The sequence below is a fragment of the Myxococcus sp. AS-1-15 genome (genome assembly GCF_020037055.1).
In the GTDB taxonomy this organism is placed as follows: Bacteria; Myxococcota; Myxococcia; order Myxococcales; family Myxococcaceae; genus Myxococcus; species Myxococcus fulvus.
In genome coordinates, this window is record NZ_JAIQDF010000002.1 from 1 (window position 1) to 19,299 (window position 19,299).

Sequence of the window (19,299 nt, forward strand, 5' to 3'; positions counted from 1 at the left end):
CGCGTGGGAGAGTAGGTCGCTGCCGGATTCTTTTTGAGAAGCCCTCGTCGCCTCGTGCGACGGGGGCTTTTCTTTTTTCCTCACGGCCCTCGACGCGCTTTACCGCGTGGCGAGGAGCTCGGCGAGTCGATCGAAGTTCTGCTCATTGGCTTCCTCGACGAAGCCGCGGACCTTCTCGACCTCCTCCTTCGACTCGAAGCGCATTCGCCAGGTGAGGCGCGTCTTGAGTCCCTCGTCCGCGAAATCGAGGCGCATCTCGAAGTGATGTGACTCCTGGAGGTGTCGGAAGACGACCCGCTCCATGGGGACCACCTGCGTGAACTCCTTGTGCATGGTGTATCGGGCTCCATCCGGTCCCTGCATCACGAAGCGCCACTGACCTCCTGGGCGGAGCTCAAACACCTCGAAGGTGTTCGTCGAGCCCTTCGGTCCCCACCACCGCGACAGCTGCTCCGGGTCGCTGAATGCCTGGTACAGCCGGTCTCGGGAGGTGTCGAAGCGCCGAGAGGAGACGATGTCTCGGGACTCCTCGAGCACCCGCCCCAGCCTGTCGAAGTGTTCCGCCGTGCCTCCCTCACGTGAGCGCATCCCATCCTCACCGTCGAGGAAGGTGGCTTGCTCGGTGAACACCATCCTCGTCCCGCCTGTCTTCGTCGCGTGCAACTCCACCGTGGCCAGTGACACGGACAGGTGCTTGTCGCCCACGTGCATGTCGTAGACGTAGACCAGTCGCTCGTCGGGGATGATGGAGTGGTAGCGCGCGGTGAAGACACTCGTGTGGCGCCCCTCGAACTGTCCGTGGAGCAGCTCCGTTCCGCCCACGCGGAAGTCGAGCTCACGCTTCACGAGGCGCCACCGCTCAGGCGGACCGATGAACCACTGGGCCTTCATCTCCACGTCGGCCCAGGCCGCGAAGACCCGGGCAGGAGAGGCTTTGTACGTGCGCTCGATGCTGAATGTGCCGTGAACGGCGGGACGTGCCTTCATGAGCTGCCCTTCTTTCGGGGGGAAGGCGTGGGGGATTCGGGGCCATCCAGCAAATCGCCCAAGCGGTCGAAGCGGCGCTCCCACAGGCCGCGCCGCGCGGAAATCCAGTCCTCGGCCACGCGCAGCCCCTCTGGCTGGATGTGACAGGAGCGCACACGCCCGACCTTCTCCGTGCGCACCAGGCCGCTCTCCTCGAGCACCTGGAGGTGCTGAACGACCGCCGCGAGGGTGATGTCGAGCGGCTTCGCCAGGTCGCTGACCGACAACGAGCCCTGACTCAGGCGCTCGACAATGGCTCTCCGCGTGGAGTCACCCAGCGCCTGGAACACCCGGTCTACGGCGCCATGGTTTAGCATGGGCTTAAGTATGCGCTGTGCGCCCTGACTGTCAAGCTGCGGCTTAAGTGTTCGGTGCGGGCTTCAAGCTGCACGGCGACTGTGGAGTCATCGTGCAGGCTGCAATGCGCGCGGCGGCCAGCGCTGCCCAACCCCGCGATAGTCCTACGGATTCGTCAGAGGGTGGATGGTACGCGCGGTGCTCAGTGGATGGGCACCCATGTTGTCCATCGACTCCACTCAGCTGCTTCTCTCCCTGCTCCTCCGGCAGGCCGATGCGTCCCTGCCTGCTGCCGACACCACGGCCAACGACTCGGCGGCGACCCGCTTACTCTCCCGGGTCCAGCCCGAGGGCGGCGTCGATGTGTACTTCGCCCACAACTTCAACCGCCCCGCGAACAAGGCCAGCTTCCTCCCCGGCACCGGCACGTCCGCCAAGCGCGATGGCGAGGTGTCCATCAACCTGGCCTCGCTGGGGCTGAGCGCCGAGCCCGCTCCCGTGGGCTTCAAGGTGCTCCTGGGCTTTGGAACGGGGGCGGAGGTGGTGCACTCGGCGGAGCCCGAGGGTGTCGCCTCTGGACCTGCTGCGTGGCGCTACGTCCAACAGGCGTCCGTGTCCTTCGCCACGGGGCCGCTGACCCTGGAGGCGGGGCTGTATCCCAGCCACATCGGGCTCGAGTCGTTCCAATCCCAGCTCAACTGGACGTACACCCGCTCGTGGATGGGCGAGTACTCGCCCTATTACCAGACGGGCATCAAGGGGACCTGGGCCTTCGACCCGGCGTGGAGCGCGCAGCTTCAAGTCCTCAATGGCTGGCAGACCGTGGGTGACAACAACCGCGGGCTCGCCGTGGGCACTCAAGTGGCCTACGCGGGCGAGCGCCTCTCCGCGGCCCTCAACACCTTCATCGGCGAGGAGGGCGCCACGGGCGACGAGGGGCTGCGCCTCTTCGCGGACGCGGTGGCGACGTTTCGTGTCCTGCCCTCGCTGTGGCTCGCCGCGACCGCGGATGTGGGGACACAGCGTCTTCCCTCGGGAACTCGCGCGAACTGGTGCGCGGCGGGGCTCAATGCCCGGGTGCTGCTCGCGGAGCCCGTGGCGCTCGCCGCGCGTGTCGAGGCCTACCGGGATGCCGATGGCTTGATGACCGGCGTCGCGCAGACCTTGTCGAGCGGGACCGTCACGCTCGAGGTGAAGCCCGCGGAGCAGCTCACCCTCAAGCTGGAGGCACGGCATGACCGCTCGACGGAGGCGGTGTTCGCGGGCCGCGCCACGGCCGATGACGGCTCGCCCGTGCCGAAGGACACCGAGACGCTCGTCGTGCTCGGCGCCACCGCCTTCTTCTGATGTGCCCCCGGAGACCTTCCATGGATTTCGTCCTCGTCCTCGTCACCGTCGGATTCTTCACCCTCGCGCTTGGCTACACCCATGGCTGTGAACGGCTCTGAGCGCACCCTGCCCGCTTTCGTGCACCCCGCCGGATGCTCCCTCGCGCCGTGCACTTCGCTCATGCGCAGCTCCACTCCAAGCCTCACCCGGAGTCCCCACTCATGACCTTCGAATACGCCGCCGGCGCCGTGCTCGCCGTCCTGCTCACCGTCTACCTCGTCTATGCCCTGCTCCGTCCCGAGCGCTTCTGAGGGCCCTCTCCAATGACTCTCATCGGCTGGCTGCAAGTCCTGTTGTTCTTCGCCCTCCTGCTCGCGCTGACGAAGCCGCTGGGTGTCTATCTCTTCCGTGTCTTCGAGTCCGAGGCGCGGCCCCTTCCTCGCGTGCTCGGCCCCTTGGAGCGGGGGTTGTTGCGCCTGAGTGGCGCGAGCGAGCGGCGTGAGCAGACCTGGGTGGAGTACTGCGGGGCCCTGCTGGCCTTCAGCCTGGTGAGCCTGCTCATCCTCTACACCCTCCAGCGGGCGCAACACCTGCTGCCCTTCAATCCCCAGAAGCTCGGCGCCGTGGGGCCCGAGCTCGCCTTCAACACCGCCGCCAGCTTCGTCACCAATACCAACTGGCAGTCGTATGCCGGTGAGTCCACCCTGAGCTACCTCACGCAGATGGCGGGCCTGGCGTGGCAGAACTTCGTCTCCGCCGCCGCGGGGCTCGGAGTGGCGCTGGCGCTCGCTCGCGGCTTCACCCGACGACCGGGGCCCGAGGGCTCGAAGACGCTCGGCAACTTCTGGGTCGACCTGGTGCGCGGCACGCTCTACGTGCTGCTGCCTCTGTGCTTCGTCGTCGCCCTGTTCTTCGTCTCGCAGGGGATGCTGCAGAACCTCGCTCCCTATCACTCGCTGACGACGCTCGAGGGCGGGACGCAGACGCTCGCGATGGGACCGGTGGCCTCGCAGGAGGCCATCAAGATGCTCGGCACCAACGGCGGTGGCTTCTTCAACGCCAACAGCGCCCACCCGTTCGAGAACCCGACGCCGCTCACCAACCTGGTGCAGATGCTGCTTATCTTCGCCATCCCCTCGGCGCTCACCTACACCTACGGGAAGATGACCGGTGACACGAAGCAGGGCTGGGCCCTCTTCGCCGCCATGTCGTTCCTGTTCTTCGTGGGAGTGCTCGCCGCCTACTCCGCCGAGGTCCAGCCCAACGCCGCCGTGTCCGCCGCGCAGGTGGCCCACGTCGGCAACATGGAGGGCAAGGAGGCGCGCTTCGGCACCGCCGCGTCCACGCTCTTCGCCGTCGTCACCACCGATGCATCGTGCGGCGCCGTCAATGCCATGCATGACAGCTTCAATCCACTGGGCGGGCTCGTGCCGCTCGTCAACATGCAGCTGGGCGAGGTCATCTTCGGCGGCGTGGGCGCGGGCCTCTACGGCATCCTCATCATGGTCGTGCTCTCTGTCTTCATCGCCGGACTGATGGTGGGCCGCACCCCCGAGTACCTGGGCAAGAAAATCGAGGCCCGGGAGATGAAGCTCGCGATGCTCTACGTGCTCATCTTCCCGCTGTTCATCCTCGGGCTGTCCGCCGTCGCGGCCGTGCTCCCCCAGGGCGTGTCCTCGCTCAACAACGCGGGACCGCATGGCCTGTCTGAAATCCTCTACGCGTTCACCAGTGGCACGGCCAACAACGGCAGCGCGTTCGCGGGCCTCAACGCGAACACCCCGTTCTGGAACATCTCACTGGGGCTGGCCATGCTCGGCGGGCGCTTCCTGATGATTGTCCCCGCGCTCGCCATCGCCGGCTCCATGGTGGGCAAGAAGGTGGTGCCCGCGGGGCCCGGCACCTTCCCGACGAACGGCGTCCTCTTCACCGGCCTCCTGGTGAGCATCGTCGTCATCGTCGGCGCGCTCACCTTCTTCCCCGCCCTCTCCCTGGGCCCCATCGTCGAGCACTTCCTCGCCGGGGCCGGAAAGGTCTACTGAGCCATGAGCTCCTCGTCCTCGAAGCCCGCGTCACTCTTCGACGCGTCACTGCTCAAGCCCGCGCTGCTCGACAGCCTCAAGAAGCTCCACCCCCGGGATGTGGCTCGAAACCCCGTCATGTTCGTGGTGTGGGCCGGTAGCCTGCTCACCACCGTGCTGGTGGTGAAGGACCTCGTGTCGCCGCGCACCGACGGCGCGCCCCTCTGGTTCACCGTGTCCGTGGCCCTGTGGCTGTGGTTCACCGTCCTCTTCGCCAACTTCGCCGAAGCGGTCGCCGAGGGGCGCGGCAAGGCTCAGGCGGGGGCCCTGCGCAAGATGCGCAAGGACACCACCGCGCGCCGTCTTTCCGAGGGGCGCGAGGAGCGGGTGCCCGCGCCTGACTTGCGCAAGGGCGACCTGGTCGTCTGCGAGGCTGGAGACCTCATCCCGGGCGACGGCGAGGTGGTGGAGGGCATCGCCAGCGTGGATGAGTCCGCCATCACCGGCGAGTCCGCGCCCGTCATCCGTGAGTCCGGCGGTGACCGCTCCGCGGTGACCGGCGGCACCAAGGTGCTGTCGGACCGCATCGTCGTGCGCATCGCCGTCAACCCGGGCGAGTCCTTCCTCGACCGCATGATTGGTCTGGTGGAGGGCGCGGCCCGGCAGAAGACGCCCAATGAAGTCGCGCTGCACATCCTCCTCGTCGGGCTCACGGTGGTGTTCCTGCTGGCGTGCGTGTCGCTGGTGCCGCTCGCGCTCTACTCGGGTGTGCCGCTGTCGGGCACCGCCGTGGTGGCGCTCCTCGTGTGCCTCATCCCCACCACGATTGGCGGACTCCTGAGCGCCATCGGCATCGCCGGGATGGACCGGCTGTTGCGCAAGAACGTCCTCGCCATGAGCGGCCGAGCCGTCGAGGCGGCGGGTGATGTCGACACGCTGCTGCTCGACAAGACGGGCACGATTACACTCGGCAACCGCATGGCCACGGAGCTGCTGCCCATGCCCGGCGTGCGCCTGGAGGAGCTGGCCGAGGCCGCTCAGCTCGCGAGCCTGGCCGATGAGACCCCCGAGGGACGCTCCATCGTCACGCTGGTCAAGGACACCTACAAGCTGCGTCCTCGCGAGCTCCTGGCGCACCAGGCGACGTTCGTTCCCTTCACCGCGCAGACGCGGATGAGCGGGTGTGACCTGGTGGAGCCTCACGCGCGCAGCATCCGCAAGGGCGCGGTGGATGCCATCGTCAAGCATGTGCAGGGGCAGGGCGGCCCGGTGCCTTCGGAGCTGGCGCTGGCCGCGGGACGTATCGGAGACGCGGGCGGGACGCCGCTTGCTGTCGCGGAGGGCTCGCGACTGCTCGGCATCATCCACTTGAAGGACGTGGTGAAGGGCGGCATCCGCGAGCGCTTCGACCGCTTCCGCGCCATGGGCATCCGCACGGTGATGATCACGGGCGACAACCCTCGCACCGCCGCGGCGATTGCCCGTGAGGCCGGCGTGGATGACTTCCTCGCGGAGGCGACTCCCGAGGCCAAGCTCGCGCTCATCCGTACCGAGCAGGCCAAGGGCAAGCTGGTGGCGATGACGGGCGATGGCACCAACGACGCTCCCGCGCTCGCTCAGGCCGATGTCGGCGTGGCGATGAACACCGGCACCCAGGCGGCGAAGGAGGCGGGGAACATGGTCGACCTCGACTCCAATCCGACCAAGCTGCTGGAGGTCGTGGAGGTGGGCAAGCAGCTCCTGATGACTCGGGGCACGTTGACCACGTTCTCCATCGCCAATGACGTGGCGAAGTACTTCGCCATCCTGCCGGCGCTGTTCATGGGTGTGTTCCCCCAGATTGCTCCGCTCAACGTCATGGGGCTGACGTCGCCCTTCAGCGCCATCCTCGCCGCCGTCATCTTCAACGCGCTCATCATCATCGCGCTCATTCCCCTGGCGCTGCGCGGTGTGCGCTACCGGCCGCTCGGCGCGGCGGCGCTCCTGCGGCGCAGCCTGCTCATCTACGGGCTTGGCGGCGTCATCGTTCCCTTCGTCGGCATCAAGGCCCTCGACGTGCTGCTCACGGCCGTCGGTCTCGCTTGAGGACTGGTCATCATGGTCTCCACTCTCGTAACCGCGCTTCGTGTTGGTGTCGTCACCCTGGTGCTCACGGGCTTGCTGTATCCCCTTGCTGTCACCGGCGTGGCCTCGCTGCTCTTCCCCTCCGAGGCCCATGGCTCCCTCGTGAAGGACGAGCAGGGCCGTGTCGTGGGGAGCGCCCTCATCGGTCAGGGGTTCACTCGCGCGGACTACTTCCAGCCGCGCCCCTCGGCCGCCGGGAGTGGCTACGACGCGGCCGCGTCCTCGGGGAGCAACCTGGGGCCCACTTCGCAGAAGCTCCGCGACCGTGTCTTGGCCGAGGCCTCGCGGCTGCGTCGTGAGAATCCGGATGCGCAGGGCGCTGTTCCCGCGGAGTTGGTCACCACGTCCGCGTCCGGGCTGGACCCGCACCTGTCGCCGGAGGCGGTGCGGTGGCAGGTGCCTCGTGTCGCGAAGGCTCGCGGCGTGGCTCCGGAGCGCGTGCTGGCCGTGGTGGGCTCGCATGTGGAGGGGCGTACTTTCGGCGTGCTCGGCGAGCCTCGGGTGAATGTGCTGTTGCTGAACCTCGCGCTGGACCGACAGTTCGGTCGTCCGGCCGTCGAGCCCGGGGTCCCGATGGGTGGCGCGGTGGCTCCATCCGCCACGCCCACCCGGGGCTCGGGCAGCCCGTGAGGGCTGGGCTGTCGTCCGCAGCGTCGAGGACGGTCGACATCATGGCGCTGGAGCCGTCGACGGGAGTTGCTTCGTCGTCGAGAGTCGAGGACGTTCGCCGTCATGGCATTCGAAGGGCGTCGTGTCTCCTTGTCGAATCGAGGTCCTTCGACCTTCATCATGGGCCGGGTCGATGAGCGCTGAGCTGACTCGGCATGTGATTCGTTTGTCGCGCTCCGAGGTTCTCGGATGACCCCCCGTCGCTCGCGTGCGGAGGACTTCCTGGAGCTGGTCGAGCGCGGCCGGCGCGGTCGGCTCAAGCTCTACATCGGCTTCGCGGCCGGCGTCGGCAAGACGTACCGCATGCTCGAAGAGGCCCATGCGCTGAAGCGGCGCGGCGTGGACGTGGTGCTCGGCTTCGTGGAGACCCACGGACGCAAGGAGACCGAGGCCCTGGTCGCTGGACTCGAGGCCGTGCCTCGCAAGACGTACTCCTATCGCGACGTCCTCGTCGAGGAGATGGACCTGGAGGCGGTCCTCGCTCGCAAGCCCCAGGTCGCTGTCGTCGACGAGCTGGCTCACACCAACCTCCCCCTGTGCCGACATCGCAAACGCTACCAGGATGTCCAGGCGCTCCTCGACGCGGGCATCAACGTCATCGGCGCCTTCAACGTGCAACACCTCGAGAGCCTCAATGACCTGGTGGAACGCACCACCGGCGTCGTCGTCCGGGAGACGCTGCCCGACAGCTTCCTCAAGGGCGCTGACCAGGTCGTGAACCTGGACCTCGCCGTGGAAGACCTCCACGAACGACTCAAGGCCGGGAAGATCTACGCCGAGGACAAGGTGCCCCATGCCCTGGAGCGCTTCTTCACCGGCGAGAACCTGTCCACCCTTCGCGAGCTCGCCCTCCGCGAGGTCGCCGAGAGCCTGGACCGCGCCACCTCCGGACTGTCCTCCCGCTCCGGCGAAGACGAACCTCGCAAGGGCGCGTCCTGGGGCCGGGTGCTGGTCGCCATGTCCAGCCATCCTCCTCGCGCGGCCACCCTCCTGCGTCGGGGCTCGCGCATGGCCGGTCGGCTGAACACGGACTGGTTCGTCGTCTATGTCGAGACGCCTCGCGAGGCGCCCCACCTCATCGACGCCGAGGCGCAACGCCACCTGCTGGCCAACATCGAGAAGGCTCGCGAGCTGGGCGCCGAGGTGGTTCGTCTTCGCTCGAAGGACCCCGTCGAGGCCATCCTCGACTTCGCCCGCTCCCATGGCGTCGGCCACATCATGGTGGGCCGCTCGCACCAGCCCTGGTGGAAGCGCGCGCTGGGCCGCGCCGCGGATGTGCGGCTGCTCCGTGAAGGCGAGGGCTTCGACATCCATGTCGTCGCCTTCGAGCCCTCCTCCGAGGAGAAACGTCCATGACCCTGCGGATGCGATTGCTGCTGGCGCAGGCGCCCCTCGCGCTCGCGCTCGCGCTGGTGGGCCTGGTCGCCGTCATCACCCTGGCCCGCTTGGGGCGCTCCGGTCAGCGCATCCTCCAGGACAACTACCGCAGCGTCCTGGCCGCCCAGCGGATGACCGAGCAACTGGAGCGCATGGACAGCGCCGCCCTCTTCATCGTCGCCGGTGAACGCGAACGGGGGCAGTCCCAGCAGGCTTCGCAGCGTCAGGTCCTGGAGGCCGAGCTGCGGCTGCAGGAGGGCAACATCACCGAGCCCGGTGAAGCCGAGTCCACCCGCCGGCTGCGCGCGGGCTGGGAGCGCTATGTGGCCGCTTATGACGCGTTCCTCTCGCTGTCGTCTCCCGAGGAGCAGAAGGCGGCTTACTTCCGGAGCATCGAGCCCGCGTTCCGCGAGGTGAGGGACGCGGCCTCCTCCGTCCTGGCGCTCAATCAGGACGCGATGGTGCACAAGAGCGAGGCGCTGCGTCGACAGAGTGACCGCGTGAACACGCTGATGGTGCTCGCGGTGCTGGTCGCGTTCGCAGTCGGATTGTTCGCCTCCACGTCCCTCACACATCGCGCGCTGCGGCCCGTGTCCGTGCTGTCCCAGGCCGTGCAGCGGCTGGGGCGCGGGGATTACGCCGTGCGCGCCACGGTGGAGGGCTCGGATGAAATCGCGCGGCTGGGCGAGGACTTCAACTCCATGGCCGAGGCGCTCCAGCAGTACCGACAGAGCAGCCTGGGGGAGTTGCTCCAGGCCCAGGCCGCGTCCCAGGCCGCCATCGATAGCCTCCCCGACCCGGTGGTGGTGTTCGGCGCGGATGGCGGGCTGCTCAACGTCAACCGCTCGGCCGAGGACGTGCTCAAGCTGGGGCTCGAAGGCGGCGGGGATGTGCTCGGGCGCGTGGTGCCGGAGGCGCGCGACGTGCTGGAGCGCGTGCGGGGACACGTGCTCGGAGGCAAGGGCGCCTATCAGCCTCGGGGCTACGAAGAGGCGGTGCGTGTGCCGCTCACCGAGGGCGACCGGTGGCTCCTGCCTCGCGCCAGCCCCGTGTATGGCGAGACGGGCGAGGTGGTGGGCGCCACGGTGATTCTCCAGGACGTGACGCGGCTGCGACGGTTCGATGAGCTGAAGAACGACCTGGTGGCCACCGTGGCCCATGAGTTCCGCACGCCCCTCACATCCCTGCGCATGGCCGTGCACCTGGTGGCCGAGGGCATGGTGGGGCCCGTGACGGAGAAACAGGCGGACCTGCTCTTCGCGGCGCGCGAGGATTGTGAGCGGTTGCAGGGCATCGTCGATGACCTGCTCGATTTGTCTCGCATCCAGGCGGGACAGCTCCGGCTCGAAGTCCGCCGCGTGTCCGCCGAGGAGCTGGTGCAGGCGGCGCTCGACTCGCAGCGCTCGGCGGCGGAGGAGCGTGGGGTGCGGCTGTCCCGGCTCGTGGGGCTGGAGGTGGAGACCGTGGACGTGGACCCGGAGCGGATGGGGCTCGTGCTCGGCAACCTGGTGGGCAATGGCGTGAAGCACACTCCCGCGGGGGGCGAGGTGGAGGTGCGGGTGGCTCGCGATGGCGCGCGCGTCCGCTTCGAGGTGCGCGACACCGGGGAGGGCGTCGCCCTGGAGCAACAGGCGCGCATCTTCGAGAAGTTCTATCGCGCGCCAGGGGCTCCCGCGGGCGGCGCGGGGCTCGGGCTGTCCATCGTGAAGGAGATCGTCCAGGCCCATGGCGGAGAGGTTGGCGTCATCAGCGCGCCTGGGCGGGGAAGTACGTTCTGGTTCACCCTGCCGGGGCAGGCCTCGTGAGGTGACGCGCGGTCTTGCCAGGTCCAACTCCCGAGGCAGGAGGGAACGACACGGGTGTGCCTGGCCTGCCTCGAGAGCGGAGAGGGGGCCTCGACGGCCCCGTGGGGGAGTGCGCGTCCGCCGCTACACCGTGGCGCCGCCCCAGTCCTTCATCTCCTCGCGACGAATCCTCGAGGCCTCGCGGACCAGGTCCTTGCACGACATGCCGAGCTCCTTCTCGGTGACGTTCTTCGCCACCTGCGGAAGGATGTTCTTCTCCTCGTCCGCGACGTGCCGTTTGACGACCTTCTCCAGCGCGTCCACCTTCAGCTTCACCGCGTTCATGTCGTCGCGCATCCGCACGATGTCGCCCAGCAGTTGCGTCATCTCCTGGTGCTCCTCCTCCGCGTGCTGGATCTTCTCGTCGCCCACCACGCGCGTGGCCTTCGGATAGACCCAGCGCTCCTCGATGGTGCTGTGCAGCATCAGCGCCTCCGCGAGCTGGAGGCAGAGCTCCTTGCGGCTCGTGTCGTCCGAGGCGTTGCGGAACGCGAGGAACAGCGCGTCGACTTCGCGGTGCTGCTGAATCAACAGGTCGATGACGTCCACGGGTGCCGTCCTTTCAGTGGGGTCGCTCCTCAACGGTCCGCACCGCTCCGGACCCCGGCAATCACTCGCCACGCCGTGCACGCTCCCTCGTCCCAGCCTTCGCGCGGAGGAGGGCAGGGGAGCGCTCCACTCGGAGCAGAGGGCCTGGCGGCCGCACTCCGAGTCGGGGCCGGACTGGAAATCACGAGGGATGCCCGAATTCTTGAAAACTGACGAAACTTCCGCTGCCCACCCGGGAGAATGGGGAGCAGGACGCATTTCCCCCACCCCAACCCAGTGAACCCGGCAGGGTCCGCGCCGCTCCGTGAGGCGTGTGCGGACGCCGGACCCCAACCAGGACCCCCCCATGGGAATCGGCAGCATCATCGGTGGCGCGGCGGAGGCCGCCCGGCGAGCAGCGGAAGCGGCGAAGCGCGCGGCGGAGGCGGCGGCGAAGCGCGCGGCGGAGGCGGCGGCGAAGAAGGCCGCGGAGGCGGCGGCGAAGGCGAAGCAGGCGAAGGAGCAGATCGAATCGGTCGCCAAGAACCGCACGCAGGACGTCTTCGAGCGGGGCGAGGGGCTGGTCGAGGGCGCTCGCGACCTGAAGCAGCAGGTGCGCGAGACCACGGGCGATGTCTTCGAGGGCGTGAAGTCCACGGCGGGCAGCGCCCTGCGTGACACCGTGCAGAAGGCGGGCCCCGTGCTCGACACGGCGACGGACATCGCGGCGGGCGGGCTCGACAAGCTGGGGCAGGCCATCCAGGACGCGCCAGCGCCCAACCCGCTGCAGGGCATCACCCAGGACATCGCCGGTGGCGTCCTCCAGGGCGCTGCGGACGTGGTCCGGGACCCGGTGGAGACCGCGGGCGAAATCAAGCAGGCGCTCAGCCTCAACCACCAGGTCGACCAGCTCAAGCCGGGCGAGAGCGTCTCCGTGGGGCTCAACGGTGAGGCGGATGTCTCCGGTGTCGGCGTCACCGCCAAGGGCGACCTGGCCGTCAGCCGCAGCGCCGAGGAGGGCGGTGGCTACACCGTCTCCGTGAGCGGAGAGGTGGGCGCGGGCGTCATCGCGAAGCTGGGCGCGAAGGGCGCCGCGGACGCGAGCGCCAGTGCCTTCGCCACGGCCGGCGCCAAGGTGGAGTTCCAGTTCGACACCGCGGAGGAGGCCAAGCGCGCCACGAAGATCATCGCGGCCTCGGCCGCCACGGCGGGGGCCTCGGCGAGCAACCCGCTGCTCGGCCAGGGGGTGAACCAGGTGCTGGGAGATCCGCTGTCGGACCTCGCGGGCCTGGGCGACAAGGTGAGCGCGGTGGAGCTCCAGCTGGGCGCGGAGGCGAGCGTCTCGGGTGAGCTGGGCATGAAGGGCCTGCCGGAGGTGCTCAGCGCGGGCGCGAGCGCGGGCGTGAGCGCCAATCAGGGCACCACGGCGCGCATCGAGATGGAGAACGGCCAGCCGAAGTCGCTGAAGCTCACGCAGTCGCTGGAGATTTCGGGCAACGCGGGCGCGAGCGCGGGCCTGGGGATTCCGAGCCAGGGCGAGGGTGGCACCAGCGCGTCACTGCCGACGAATGCCTCCGCGGGAGTCCAGGGCTCGCTGAAGGTGGAGCTGGAGCAGAGCATCGACCTGCCCGAGAACTTCAACCCGGCCGACTTCCTCAAGGACCCGAAGGGCACCGCGCGCGAGGTGGGCCAGACGGCCCTCCAGACGCACGAGGCGAAGCTGACGCTCACCGACTCGCGCCAGGGTTCCGCGCAGGCGCTCGGTCTGGGCGGGAGCGCGGGTCGCGAGGTGAAGGCGGAGATCAGCGGCAACCTCCAGGACATCGCGCGCAGCGGTGCGTTCAGCAGCATCGCGAACGGCGACGTGGGCCAGGCGGTGACGCAGCTCCGCGACAAGGTCGACATCAAGGCCACCGTGCAGGACAAGACCACGGTGAACGGTGACATCGGCGTCGGCGTGCACGCGGGCGTGGGCGGTGGCGAGGTGGGGCTCACCACCGAGCGCACCCACGTGGGCGAGGAGCGCGAGCTCAACGCCGCGCAGCTCGCGGAGCTGTACCTCACGCAGCGCTGGTCCGCGGGCATCCCGGGCTGACGCGCAACGCCGGGCGCGAGGGGCGCGCGCGCCCGGTGTCCCGTCTCACGGAAGGCTGGAGGCGCACGGTCGCGCCCGGTGTGGCGTTGGCTCATGCTCGGCCTGGCGCCGGCTCGTGCTCGGGCGCCTCATATCGCCTCATATGACGGGGACTCGTGCCCCTGGTCACCGCCCCGTGCGAGACCTGTCCATCTTCCGCAAGACACGGGCTGCCCGTGGGCTCAGCTGTCTGCCTTGCCTCCGGATTCGTACTTCTTGCGCTTGCGCCACAGCGTGGACGCGTCGATGCCGAGCACCTTCGCGGCCTCGTCCAGCGTGGGCGCGGAGGCCATGACCCGCAGCGTGTGCTCGCGCTCCACCTCCTCCAGCGTGTGCGGCCCGCCCAACGCCACCACCGTGCCCGCCGCCGCGGCGATGCGGTCCGGGAACGCCTGCGGCTCCAGGACTCCCGCGGGCCACACGATGAGCGCCCGCTCGATGGCGTTTCTCAGCTCACGCACGTTGCCCGGCCATGGGTACGCGAGCAGCATCTGCTCCGTCGCGGGCGACAGCTCCGGCGTCACCGGCCGCTGTCCTGTCCTCGCGAAGAACGCCACGAAGCGCCTCGCCAACGCGAGCAGGTCCTCGGGCCGCTCACGCAGCGAGGGCAGCTTCACCTCGATGACGTTGAGCCGGTAGAACAGGTCCTCGCGGAACCGTCCCTCCGCCACGTCCTTCTCCAGGTCCCGGTTCGTCGCCGCCACCACCCGCACGTCCGCCTTGCGCGTGCGGCCTTCTCCCAGCCGCTCGAACTGCTTCTCCTGGAGGAAGCGCAAGAGCTGCGCCTGGAGCGACGGGCTCATCTCCGCGATTTCATCCAGGAACAGCGTGCCGCCCTCCGCCTGCTCCACGCGGCCGGGCTGGTCCTTCACCGCTCCCGTGAACGCGCCTCGCACGTGGCCGAACAGCTCGCTCGCCAGGAGCTGCTCCGACAACGTCGGACAGTTCACCGTGACGAAGGGCCTGCGCCTGCGCACGCTCATCGAGTGCAGGGCTCGCGCGAGCACGCCCTTGCCCGTGCCGCTCTCTCCTCGCAGCAGCACCGCCGCGTCGGAGGTCGCCGCTCGCGACACCAGCCCTATCGCCGCGTGCATCACGGGAGAGGAGGTGTCCAGCGTGGCCTCCGGCACCGCCTGCGCGAGCTGTCCCTCGAGGCTCTCCAGCTGCGAGGACAGCGCCCGGTGCTCCCGTGAGCGGTCCAGCACGTGTCTTATCTGCGCGGGCGTGAAGGGCTTGGGCAGATAGTCGCGCGCGCCCCGGCGCACCGCCTCCACCGCCGTGTCGAACGTCGCGTACGCGGTGATGAGCACCACGTCCAGGTTCGGTGACTCCGCGAGCAGGCGGGGCAGCAGGTCCAGGCCACTCGCGGTCCCCAGCTTCAGGTCGACGAACGCCAGGTCCGCGGGCCCCTGGGCGAGCGCCGCCAGCGCCGCCTCCGGCGTGGCCGCCTCTCGCACTTCGCAGCCGAAGCCCTCCAGGCAGACCCGCAGCGTGTGGCGGATGTTGCGCTCGTCATCCACCACCAACACCCGCATCGGCCGCTCGCCGGAAACCGGGGTCGGCTCCATCCGTGCATCCATGCGTTGATTCTAAGTGCATCGGCCGCGCCCGGCCGTGTCTCGTTGGGGCTCGTGAGTCGTGTCGGGGACTTCCGCGCACCGCACCGTGCGATGCGCAACCCCGGGGCCGCTCCCGTCGTGCAGGCTGCAACCCGGGCCGCCACTTCTTCACACCCGCGACAACGAATCCTGGCGCGTCCCCCCTCATTCCGGTGGAACATGGGGCCATGGGTCCGAACGGGAACGAGGGGGAAGCGGAGAACATCTTCACCCGGGACAGGGCGCCCACCCGCAGCCAGAAGCGCGTCCGCCAGACGGTGACGCTGGGCCTCGTCGTGCTGGTGCTCGCCGGGGTGTGGGCCTACCTCCAGGGCGGAGAGAATCGCGCGCTGAACGCCTTGTCCCCCGCGCAGCGCGAGGCGCTCTTCCAGGAGACCCGCGACGACATCCGCCTGCTGTGCATGGGCGACGCCGGGCCCAAGCTCCTCAAGCGCTGCCAGAAGCAGGCAGAGTTCCTCACGCGCTTCTCCGAGTGCGACGAGGCGTGCCGACAGGAGCTCGCGCCCCTGTTGCAGCAGGCCATGCGCTGACGTCGAGCGGGTGGGCCCTTGCGCGATGCATGGCTTCGCGCGCGCCTGCTTGCCGAATGCAAGGGTCCTGGACCTCGGTGATAGGAGCCCTGCTCGGAGGTGGCCTCGTGCCCTGGCGGCACGGGGTTTGCCCCTGGGGAGCCCATGCGTCCCGAGCTCCGTCTGGTCCCTGACTCCACTCCCCAGGCCCCCTCGGCGCCGCCCTCCCTGGCGAGCCCCTGGTGGAGGGACCTGCTCTGCATCCTCGCGCTGGGGGCCTCCCTGGCGCTCGTCGTGGGCTGGTTGGGCTCGGAGCGCCGCGCCGTGCTGTCCCTGGAGCCCGATGAGCGTGCCCTCGTGTTCCAGGAGTCGTGGGACGGCTTCCAGCAGCTGTGCTCGGCGCCTTCTCCGCCCGGCCTGATTCCTCGCTGCCGGGAGCAGGCCCGCTTCCTCCTGCTGTTCCCCGAGTGCCAGGGGACCTGTCAGGAGCAGGCCCGGCTGCACGGTCGGGCCCTTCGCTGACCGCGGTCCGCCAGCGCGGCTCGAACACGCTTCCAGTCCGCGACTCCGGAGCGCCGCGTCCGCGCTGCGGTGGCTCGACGCTCCGGTGAGCTCCTCCCACGGAATTCCGCCCTCGTGCCGGGGCTGGCATGCGTCCCCGACGTCGCGAGCGCCCTGGCGTGTCACGTCCCTCGTGGGCGCCGGGCGCGGTTTGCAGTCATCGCGGTCGGAGCGGAATGACACGGCGCTCGGAGGGAGACCTCGCGTGTCGCGAGGCTCGGTGGCCCTCGAGGTTGCGGTCTGCACGGTGGGGCCGAGCTCGCTCGGGGAAAAGTGGCCGGATTCCGGGCGTCTGGTGGTGGGGGTGGTCGGCACGGTGGATGCGATGGAGGTGCCTCGTGCCGGGCGATGTGCGGCCCGGTCCTTGGGAGGACTTCATGGTGCTGCGTCGATTCGTGAGGTCGATGGTTCGTCGGGAGGCTCGGCGTGAGCCTGGCCTGTTGCTCGGGGAGGCGCCGCTCAAGGCGGTGCGTCTGCTGGGCGCGGAGCGGCTGGCCGAGGCGCGTGGGCGTGCGGAGCATGCCTTGAAGGGGGCTCGGCGGTGCTCGTGCTGCCGAGGGTTGCTGGAGCATCTGCATGACCGGCTCGGCTCCACGTTGTTCCTGGATGATGACCCGGAGCAGCTCGCGCGGGCGTTCGACGCGGAGGAGCGCGATGGGTTCACGGCTCGCGTGCTGGCGGCGTGCATCGTCCTGTCGGGTCGCGAGCGGGTGGCGGCTCCGGCGCTCTGAGGTTCACGGTGGTGGGCCCGGGACTGCTCGGGCCGTGGGAGGTCGTCATGTTGAGGTGGACCGAGTTCCTGGAGGTCGAGGCCATCCGTCCGTCGCTGCGGGCGCGGGAGCGGGTGGGCGTGCTGCACGAGCTGGCGGGGATGATGGCGGATGAGGCGGGAGTGCCTGCTCGCGAGCTCGCCGTGCACCTGCTGGCGCGGGAGCAGCTCGGCTCGACGGCGATGGAGGGCGGCGTGGCGGTGCCGCACTGTCGACATGCTCGCGCCGGACGCATCGTGACGTGTCTGGGCATCCATCGGGGCGGGCTGGCCTTCGGTGAGCCCGAGGATGGACTGGTGCGCATCTACGTGGGCCTGGTGTCGCCGCCGGATACCGGGGGCCTGCACCTCAACGTGCTCTCCCGCATCGCCACGTTGCTGCATGACGCGCGTGTTCGTGACGCGCTGATGGCGGCGGCCTCTCCGGCGGCGGTTCGCGCGCTGCTGGTTCGCGCGGAGGAGGAGGTGCTCCCGCTTCGCGGTGAAGTGGCCGTGGCGCGCTGAGTCGTGCCCTCGGAGGCGAGGCTGTTGTTGCTCGCGTGGCAGCGCGTCTCGTGACTCGCGCTTGTTCGGGTGTCGCGAGTCCTGGTTTGGGCGCGCCCTGAGAACCTGAGAGGAGCGGGGTGGCTCGGACCTGGTCCGGAAAAACGCGAGAGAAGTGTGTAGTGGGCTCGAAGAATTCGCGGGGAGGGATGCGGATTCGCGAGCGCGGATGCATCTCTGCGCCGACTCGGGCGGTGGCGGCTTGCCCGAGGAGGTGCGGCATGTTGCGGTGGACGGATTTCCTGGAGGTCGACGCTGTCCGCCTGTCGTTGGAGGCGCGAGAGCGGGTGGGCGTGGTGCACGAGCTGGCGGGGCTGATGGCGGCCCGCGCCCGGGTGCCCGCGAAGGAGCTGGCGGAGCACCTGCTGGCGCGCGAGCGACTCGGCTCGACGGCGATGGCGGGGGGCGTGGCGGTGCCGCACTGCCGGCTGGTCGGTGTGCCGCGCATCGTCACGTGCGTGGGGATTCATCCGGAGGGCCTGGACTTCGGCGAGGCCAACGGCGGGCGCGTGCGCGTCTTCGTGGGGATGGTGTCTCCGCCGGACCCTGCGGGCCTGCACCTCAACGTGCTCGCGCGCATCGGCGCGCTCTTGCGCAACGCGAGGCTGCGTGAGGCGCTGCTCACCGCGCCGTCTCCGGCGGCCTTGCGCGCGCTGCTGGTCTGCGTGGAGGACGCGCACGTGAGCCAGCGCTCCGAGGCCGCCGTGGCGCGGTGGTGAGGCGCTCAGTCCTCGCGCGGACTTGTCGAGATAGCGAACAGATGGTGACGGGCCGGCCGATACGCCGGGCCTCCCGACGCGGCGCGTCCTGGTAGCGTCGCCAGCCGTGACGACGACCTCGACCACCTCGCCTCGCTGGCTGTTGTATGGCGCCTCCGGCTACACCGGCCGCCTCATCGCGGAGGAGGCCGTGCGCCGCGGCCACCGCCCCGTGCTGTCCGGCCGCTCCCGCGAGAAGCTCGCGCCCCTGGCGGAGCTGCTCGGCCTGGAGGTCCGCCCCGCGTCGCTCGACGACCCACGCCAGCTGGCCGCCGCCATGGACGGCCTGCCGCTCGTGCTCCACGCCGCCGGCCCCTTCGTCCACACCAGCGAGCCCATGCGCCTGGCGTGTCTCGCCGCCGGCGCCCACTACCTGGACATCACCGGCGAGATTCCCGTCTTCGAGGACTCCTTCCGCCACGACGCCGACGCCAAGGCCCGCGGCGTCTCGTTCATGTCCGGCGTCGGCTTCGACGTCGTCCCCACCGACTGTCTGGCCCGCTACGTCGGCGAGCAGGTCCCCGGCGCCACCGAGCTCGACATCGCCATCGCCGCCGTCTCCCAGGCCAGCGCCGGCACCACCAAGTCCGCCCTCATCCAAATCCCCGAGGGCGGCAAGGTCCGCCGCAACGGCCGGCTCGAGCCCTACCCCATGGGCCACGGCACCCGCCGCGTGCGCTTCAGCGACCGCGAGCGCTCCGTCATGCCCATCCCCTGGGGTGACCTCTCCACCGCGTTCCACACCACCGGCATCCCCAACATCACGACGTACATGGCCTTCCCCGCCAACAGCGCCCGCGTCCTGCGGTGGACCCACCCCATCCTCCGCCGCGCCCTGAAGCTCGCCCCCGTCCGCGATGGCCTGATGAAGCTCGTCGACGCCCGCGTGAAGGGCCCCGGGGCGGACCTGCGCACGTCCAGCCGCTCGTACGTCTGGGCCCAGGCCCGCGCCCCGGATGGCCGCTCCGCCCAGGCCTGGCTGGAGGTCGCCGAGGGCTACCTCTTCACCGCCCGTTCCTCCGTCCTCGCCGTGGAGGAGCTGCTCGCCCAGCCCACCCCCGGCGCCCTCACCCCCGCGGGTGCCTTCGGCGCCGACTTCGTCCTCCGCGTCGAGGGCTCCCGCCGCTTCGACGCCCTGTGATGATCCACCCAAGTCCCGGGTCCGTTTGACCCCAGACTGGTGGAAAACCG

At 69.6% G+C, this 19,299-nt stretch carries 18 protein-coding genes; 14 read left to right on the forward strand and 4 right to left on the reverse strand.

Features of this window, described 5'->3' with window-relative positions:
- Positions 1 to 99: 99 nt before the first annotated feature.
- Together K8625_RS05565 and K8625_RS05570 are read right to left on the reverse strand one after the other, a co-directional pair.
- The gene (locus K8625_RS05565; RefSeq protein WP_223782060.1) at positions 100 to 987 is read right to left on the reverse strand and encodes an SRPBCC family protein; all 888 of its coding nucleotides are present in this window, start codon (positions 985 to 987) and stop codon (positions 100 to 102) included.
- A complete protein-coding gene (locus K8625_RS05570; protein WP_223782061.1) occupies positions 984 to 1,343 on the reverse strand; it encodes a helix-turn-helix transcriptional regulator in 360 nt (119 codons plus the stop codon). The genes K8625_RS05565 and K8625_RS05570 overlap by 4 nt, the downstream gene beginning before the upstream one ends.
- A gap of 199 nt (positions 1,344 to 1,542) precedes the next feature.
- Here K8625_RS05570 and K8625_RS05575 point away from each other — a divergent pair, with 199 nt between their 5' ends.
- The 7 genes from K8625_RS05575 (at position 1,543) to K8625_RS05605 (ending at position 10,648) form a co-directional block, all read left to right on the forward strand.
- Entirely contained in the window at positions 1,543 to 2,670 is a 1,128-nt protein-coding gene (locus tag K8625_RS05575) for an outer membrane beta-barrel protein (RefSeq protein WP_223782062.1), read from the forward strand.
- Between the two features lie 203 nt (positions 2,671 to 2,873).
- Positions 2,874 to 2,963, forward strand: coding sequence for a K(+)-transporting ATPase subunit F (gene kdpF, locus K8625_RS05580; protein ID WP_046710363.1), 90 nt, complete (start codon positions 2,874 to 2,876; stop codon positions 2,961 to 2,963).
- A gap of 12 nt (positions 2,964 to 2,975) precedes the next feature.
- Complete coding sequence (gene kdpA, locus K8625_RS05585; protein WP_223782063.1) at positions 2,976 to 4,694, forward strand: potassium-transporting ATPase subunit KdpA; 1,719 nt, start codon at positions 2,976 to 2,978, stop codon at positions 4,692 to 4,694.
- Between the two features lie 3 nt (positions 4,695 to 4,697).
- Entirely contained in the window at positions 4,698 to 6,758 is a 2,061-nt protein-coding gene (gene kdpB / locus K8625_RS05590) for a potassium-transporting ATPase subunit KdpB (protein ID WP_223752103.1), read from the forward strand.
- A gap of 12 nt (positions 6,759 to 6,770) precedes the next feature.
- A complete protein-coding gene (kdpC, locus tag K8625_RS05595) occupies positions 6,771 to 7,427 on the forward strand; it encodes a potassium-transporting ATPase subunit KdpC (RefSeq protein WP_223782064.1) in 657 nt (218 codons plus the stop codon).
- A 228-nt stretch (positions 7,428 to 7,655) separates the two neighbouring features.
- Complete coding sequence (locus tag K8625_RS05600) at positions 7,656 to 8,822, forward strand: sensor protein KdpD (protein WP_223752101.1); 1,167 nt, start codon at positions 7,656 to 7,658, stop codon at positions 8,820 to 8,822.
- The gene (locus K8625_RS05605; RefSeq protein WP_223782065.1) at positions 8,819 to 10,648 is read left to right on the forward strand and encodes an ATP-binding protein; all 1,830 of its coding nucleotides are present in this window, start codon (positions 8,819 to 8,821) and stop codon (positions 10,646 to 10,648) included. The genes K8625_RS05600 and K8625_RS05605 overlap by 4 nt, the downstream gene beginning before the upstream one ends.
- A 123-nt stretch (positions 10,649 to 10,771) precedes the next feature.
- On the opposite strand, the gene K8625_RS05610 is transcribed toward K8625_RS05605, so the two are convergent.
- Complete coding sequence (locus K8625_RS05610; RefSeq protein ID WP_223782066.1) at positions 10,772 to 11,236, reverse strand: hemerythrin domain-containing protein; 465 nt, start codon at positions 11,234 to 11,236, stop codon at positions 10,772 to 10,774.
- A gap of 346 nt (positions 11,237 to 11,582) precedes the next feature.
- On the opposite strand from K8625_RS05610, the gene K8625_RS05615 reads away from it, so the two are divergent.
- Positions 11,583 to 13,310 (forward strand): hypothetical protein, encoded by a 1,728-nt coding sequence (locus K8625_RS05615; protein ID WP_223782067.1) that lies wholly within the window; start codon positions 11,583 to 11,585, stop codon positions 13,308 to 13,310.
- A 221-nt stretch (positions 13,311 to 13,531) separates the two neighbouring features.
- Here the strand turns inward: K8625_RS05615 and K8625_RS05620 are convergent, their stop codons facing one another.
- A complete protein-coding gene (locus K8625_RS05620; protein WP_223752109.1) occupies positions 13,532 to 14,884 on the reverse strand; it encodes a sigma-54 dependent transcriptional regulator in 1,353 nt (450 codons plus the stop codon).
- 251 nt (positions 14,885 to 15,135) lie between these two features.
- On the opposite strand from K8625_RS05620, the gene K8625_RS05625 reads away from it, so the two are divergent.
- From K8625_RS05625 to K8625_RS05650, 6 genes are all read left to right on the forward strand, one after another.
- Entirely contained in the window at positions 15,136 to 15,498 is a 363-nt protein-coding gene (locus K8625_RS05625) for a hypothetical protein (RefSeq protein ID WP_223782068.1), read from the forward strand.
- A gap of 144 nt (positions 15,499 to 15,642) precedes the next feature.
- Positions 15,643 to 15,999 (forward strand): hypothetical protein, encoded by a 357-nt coding sequence (locus K8625_RS05630; RefSeq protein ID WP_223782069.1) that lies wholly within the window; start codon positions 15,643 to 15,645, stop codon positions 15,997 to 15,999.
- A 416-nt stretch (positions 16,000 to 16,415) separates the two neighbouring features.
- Positions 16,416 to 16,769, forward strand: coding sequence for a hypothetical protein (locus K8625_RS05635; RefSeq protein WP_223782070.1), 354 nt, complete (start codon positions 16,416 to 16,418; stop codon positions 16,767 to 16,769).
- A 47-nt stretch (positions 16,770 to 16,816) separates the two neighbouring features.
- Positions 16,817 to 17,311: a PTS sugar transporter subunit IIA gene (locus tag K8625_RS05640; protein ID WP_223782071.1), complete on the forward strand. Its 495-nt coding sequence runs from the start codon at positions 16,817 to 16,819 to the stop codon at positions 17,309 to 17,311.
- A gap of 260 nt (positions 17,312 to 17,571) precedes the next feature.
- Positions 17,572 to 18,069: a PTS sugar transporter subunit IIA gene (locus K8625_RS05645; protein ID WP_223782072.1), complete on the forward strand. Its 498-nt coding sequence runs from the start codon at positions 17,572 to 17,574 to the stop codon at positions 18,067 to 18,069.
- Between the two features lie 106 nt (positions 18,070 to 18,175).
- Positions 18,176 to 19,249, forward strand: a complete 1,074-nt coding sequence (locus K8625_RS05650; RefSeq protein WP_223782073.1) for a trans-acting enoyl reductase family protein — start codon at positions 18,176 to 18,178, stop codon at positions 19,247 to 19,249.
- Positions 19,250 to 19,299: the final 50 nt, after the last annotated feature.

Excerpts from the sequence above, each read along its gene's own strand:
- K8625_RS05620 (WP_223752109.1), bottom strand. The coding sequence starts at position 14,884 with ATGCGGGTGTTGGTGGTGGATGACGAGCGCAACATCCGCCACACGCTG.
- kdpA (WP_223782063.1), top strand. The coding sequence starts at position 2,976 with ATGACTCTCATCGGCTGGCTGCAAGTCCTGTTGTTCTTCGCCCTCCTG.
- K8625_RS05605 (WP_223782065.1), top strand. The coding sequence starts at position 8,819 with ATGACCCTGCGGATGCGATTGCTGCTGGCGCAGGCGCCCCTCGCGCTC.
- kdpB (WP_223752103.1), top strand. The coding sequence starts at position 4,698 with ATGAGCTCCTCGTCCTCGAAGCCCGCGTCACTCTTCGACGCGTCACTG.
- K8625_RS05635 (WP_223782070.1), top strand. The coding sequence starts at position 16,416 with ATGGTGCTGCGTCGATTCGTGAGGTCGATGGTTCGTCGGGAGGCTCGG.
- K8625_RS05570 (WP_223782061.1), bottom strand. The coding sequence starts at position 1,343 with ATGCTAAACCATGGCGCCGTAGACCGGGTGTTCCAGGCGCTGGGTGAC.
- K8625_RS05575 (WP_223782062.1), top strand. The coding sequence starts at position 1,543 with ATGTTGTCCATCGACTCCACTCAGCTGCTTCTCTCCCTGCTCCTCCGG.
- K8625_RS05615 (WP_223782067.1), top strand. The coding sequence starts at position 11,583 with ATGGGAATCGGCAGCATCATCGGTGGCGCGGCGGAGGCCGCCCGGCGA.
- kdpF (WP_046710363.1), top strand. The coding sequence starts at position 2,874 with ATGACCTTCGAATACGCCGCCGGCGCCGTGCTCGCCGTCCTGCTCACC.
- K8625_RS05625 (WP_223782068.1), top strand. The coding sequence starts at position 15,136 with ATGGGTCCGAACGGGAACGAGGGGGAAGCGGAGAACATCTTCACCCGG.
- K8625_RS05630 (WP_223782069.1), top strand. The coding sequence starts at position 15,643 with ATGCGTCCCGAGCTCCGTCTGGTCCCTGACTCCACTCCCCAGGCCCCC.
- K8625_RS05645 (WP_223782072.1), top strand. The coding sequence starts at position 17,572 with ATGTTGCGGTGGACGGATTTCCTGGAGGTCGACGCTGTCCGCCTGTCG.
- K8625_RS05640 (WP_223782071.1), top strand. The coding sequence starts at position 16,817 with ATGTTGAGGTGGACCGAGTTCCTGGAGGTCGAGGCCATCCGTCCGTCG.
- K8625_RS05600 (WP_223752101.1), top strand. The coding sequence starts at position 7,656 with ATGACCCCCCGTCGCTCGCGTGCGGAGGACTTCCTGGAGCTGGTCGAG.
- kdpC (WP_223782064.1), top strand. The coding sequence starts at position 6,771 with ATGGTCTCCACTCTCGTAACCGCGCTTCGTGTTGGTGTCGTCACCCTG.
- K8625_RS05565 (WP_223782060.1), bottom strand. The coding sequence starts at position 987 with ATGAAGGCACGTCCCGCCGTTCACGGCACATTCAGCATCGAGCGCACG.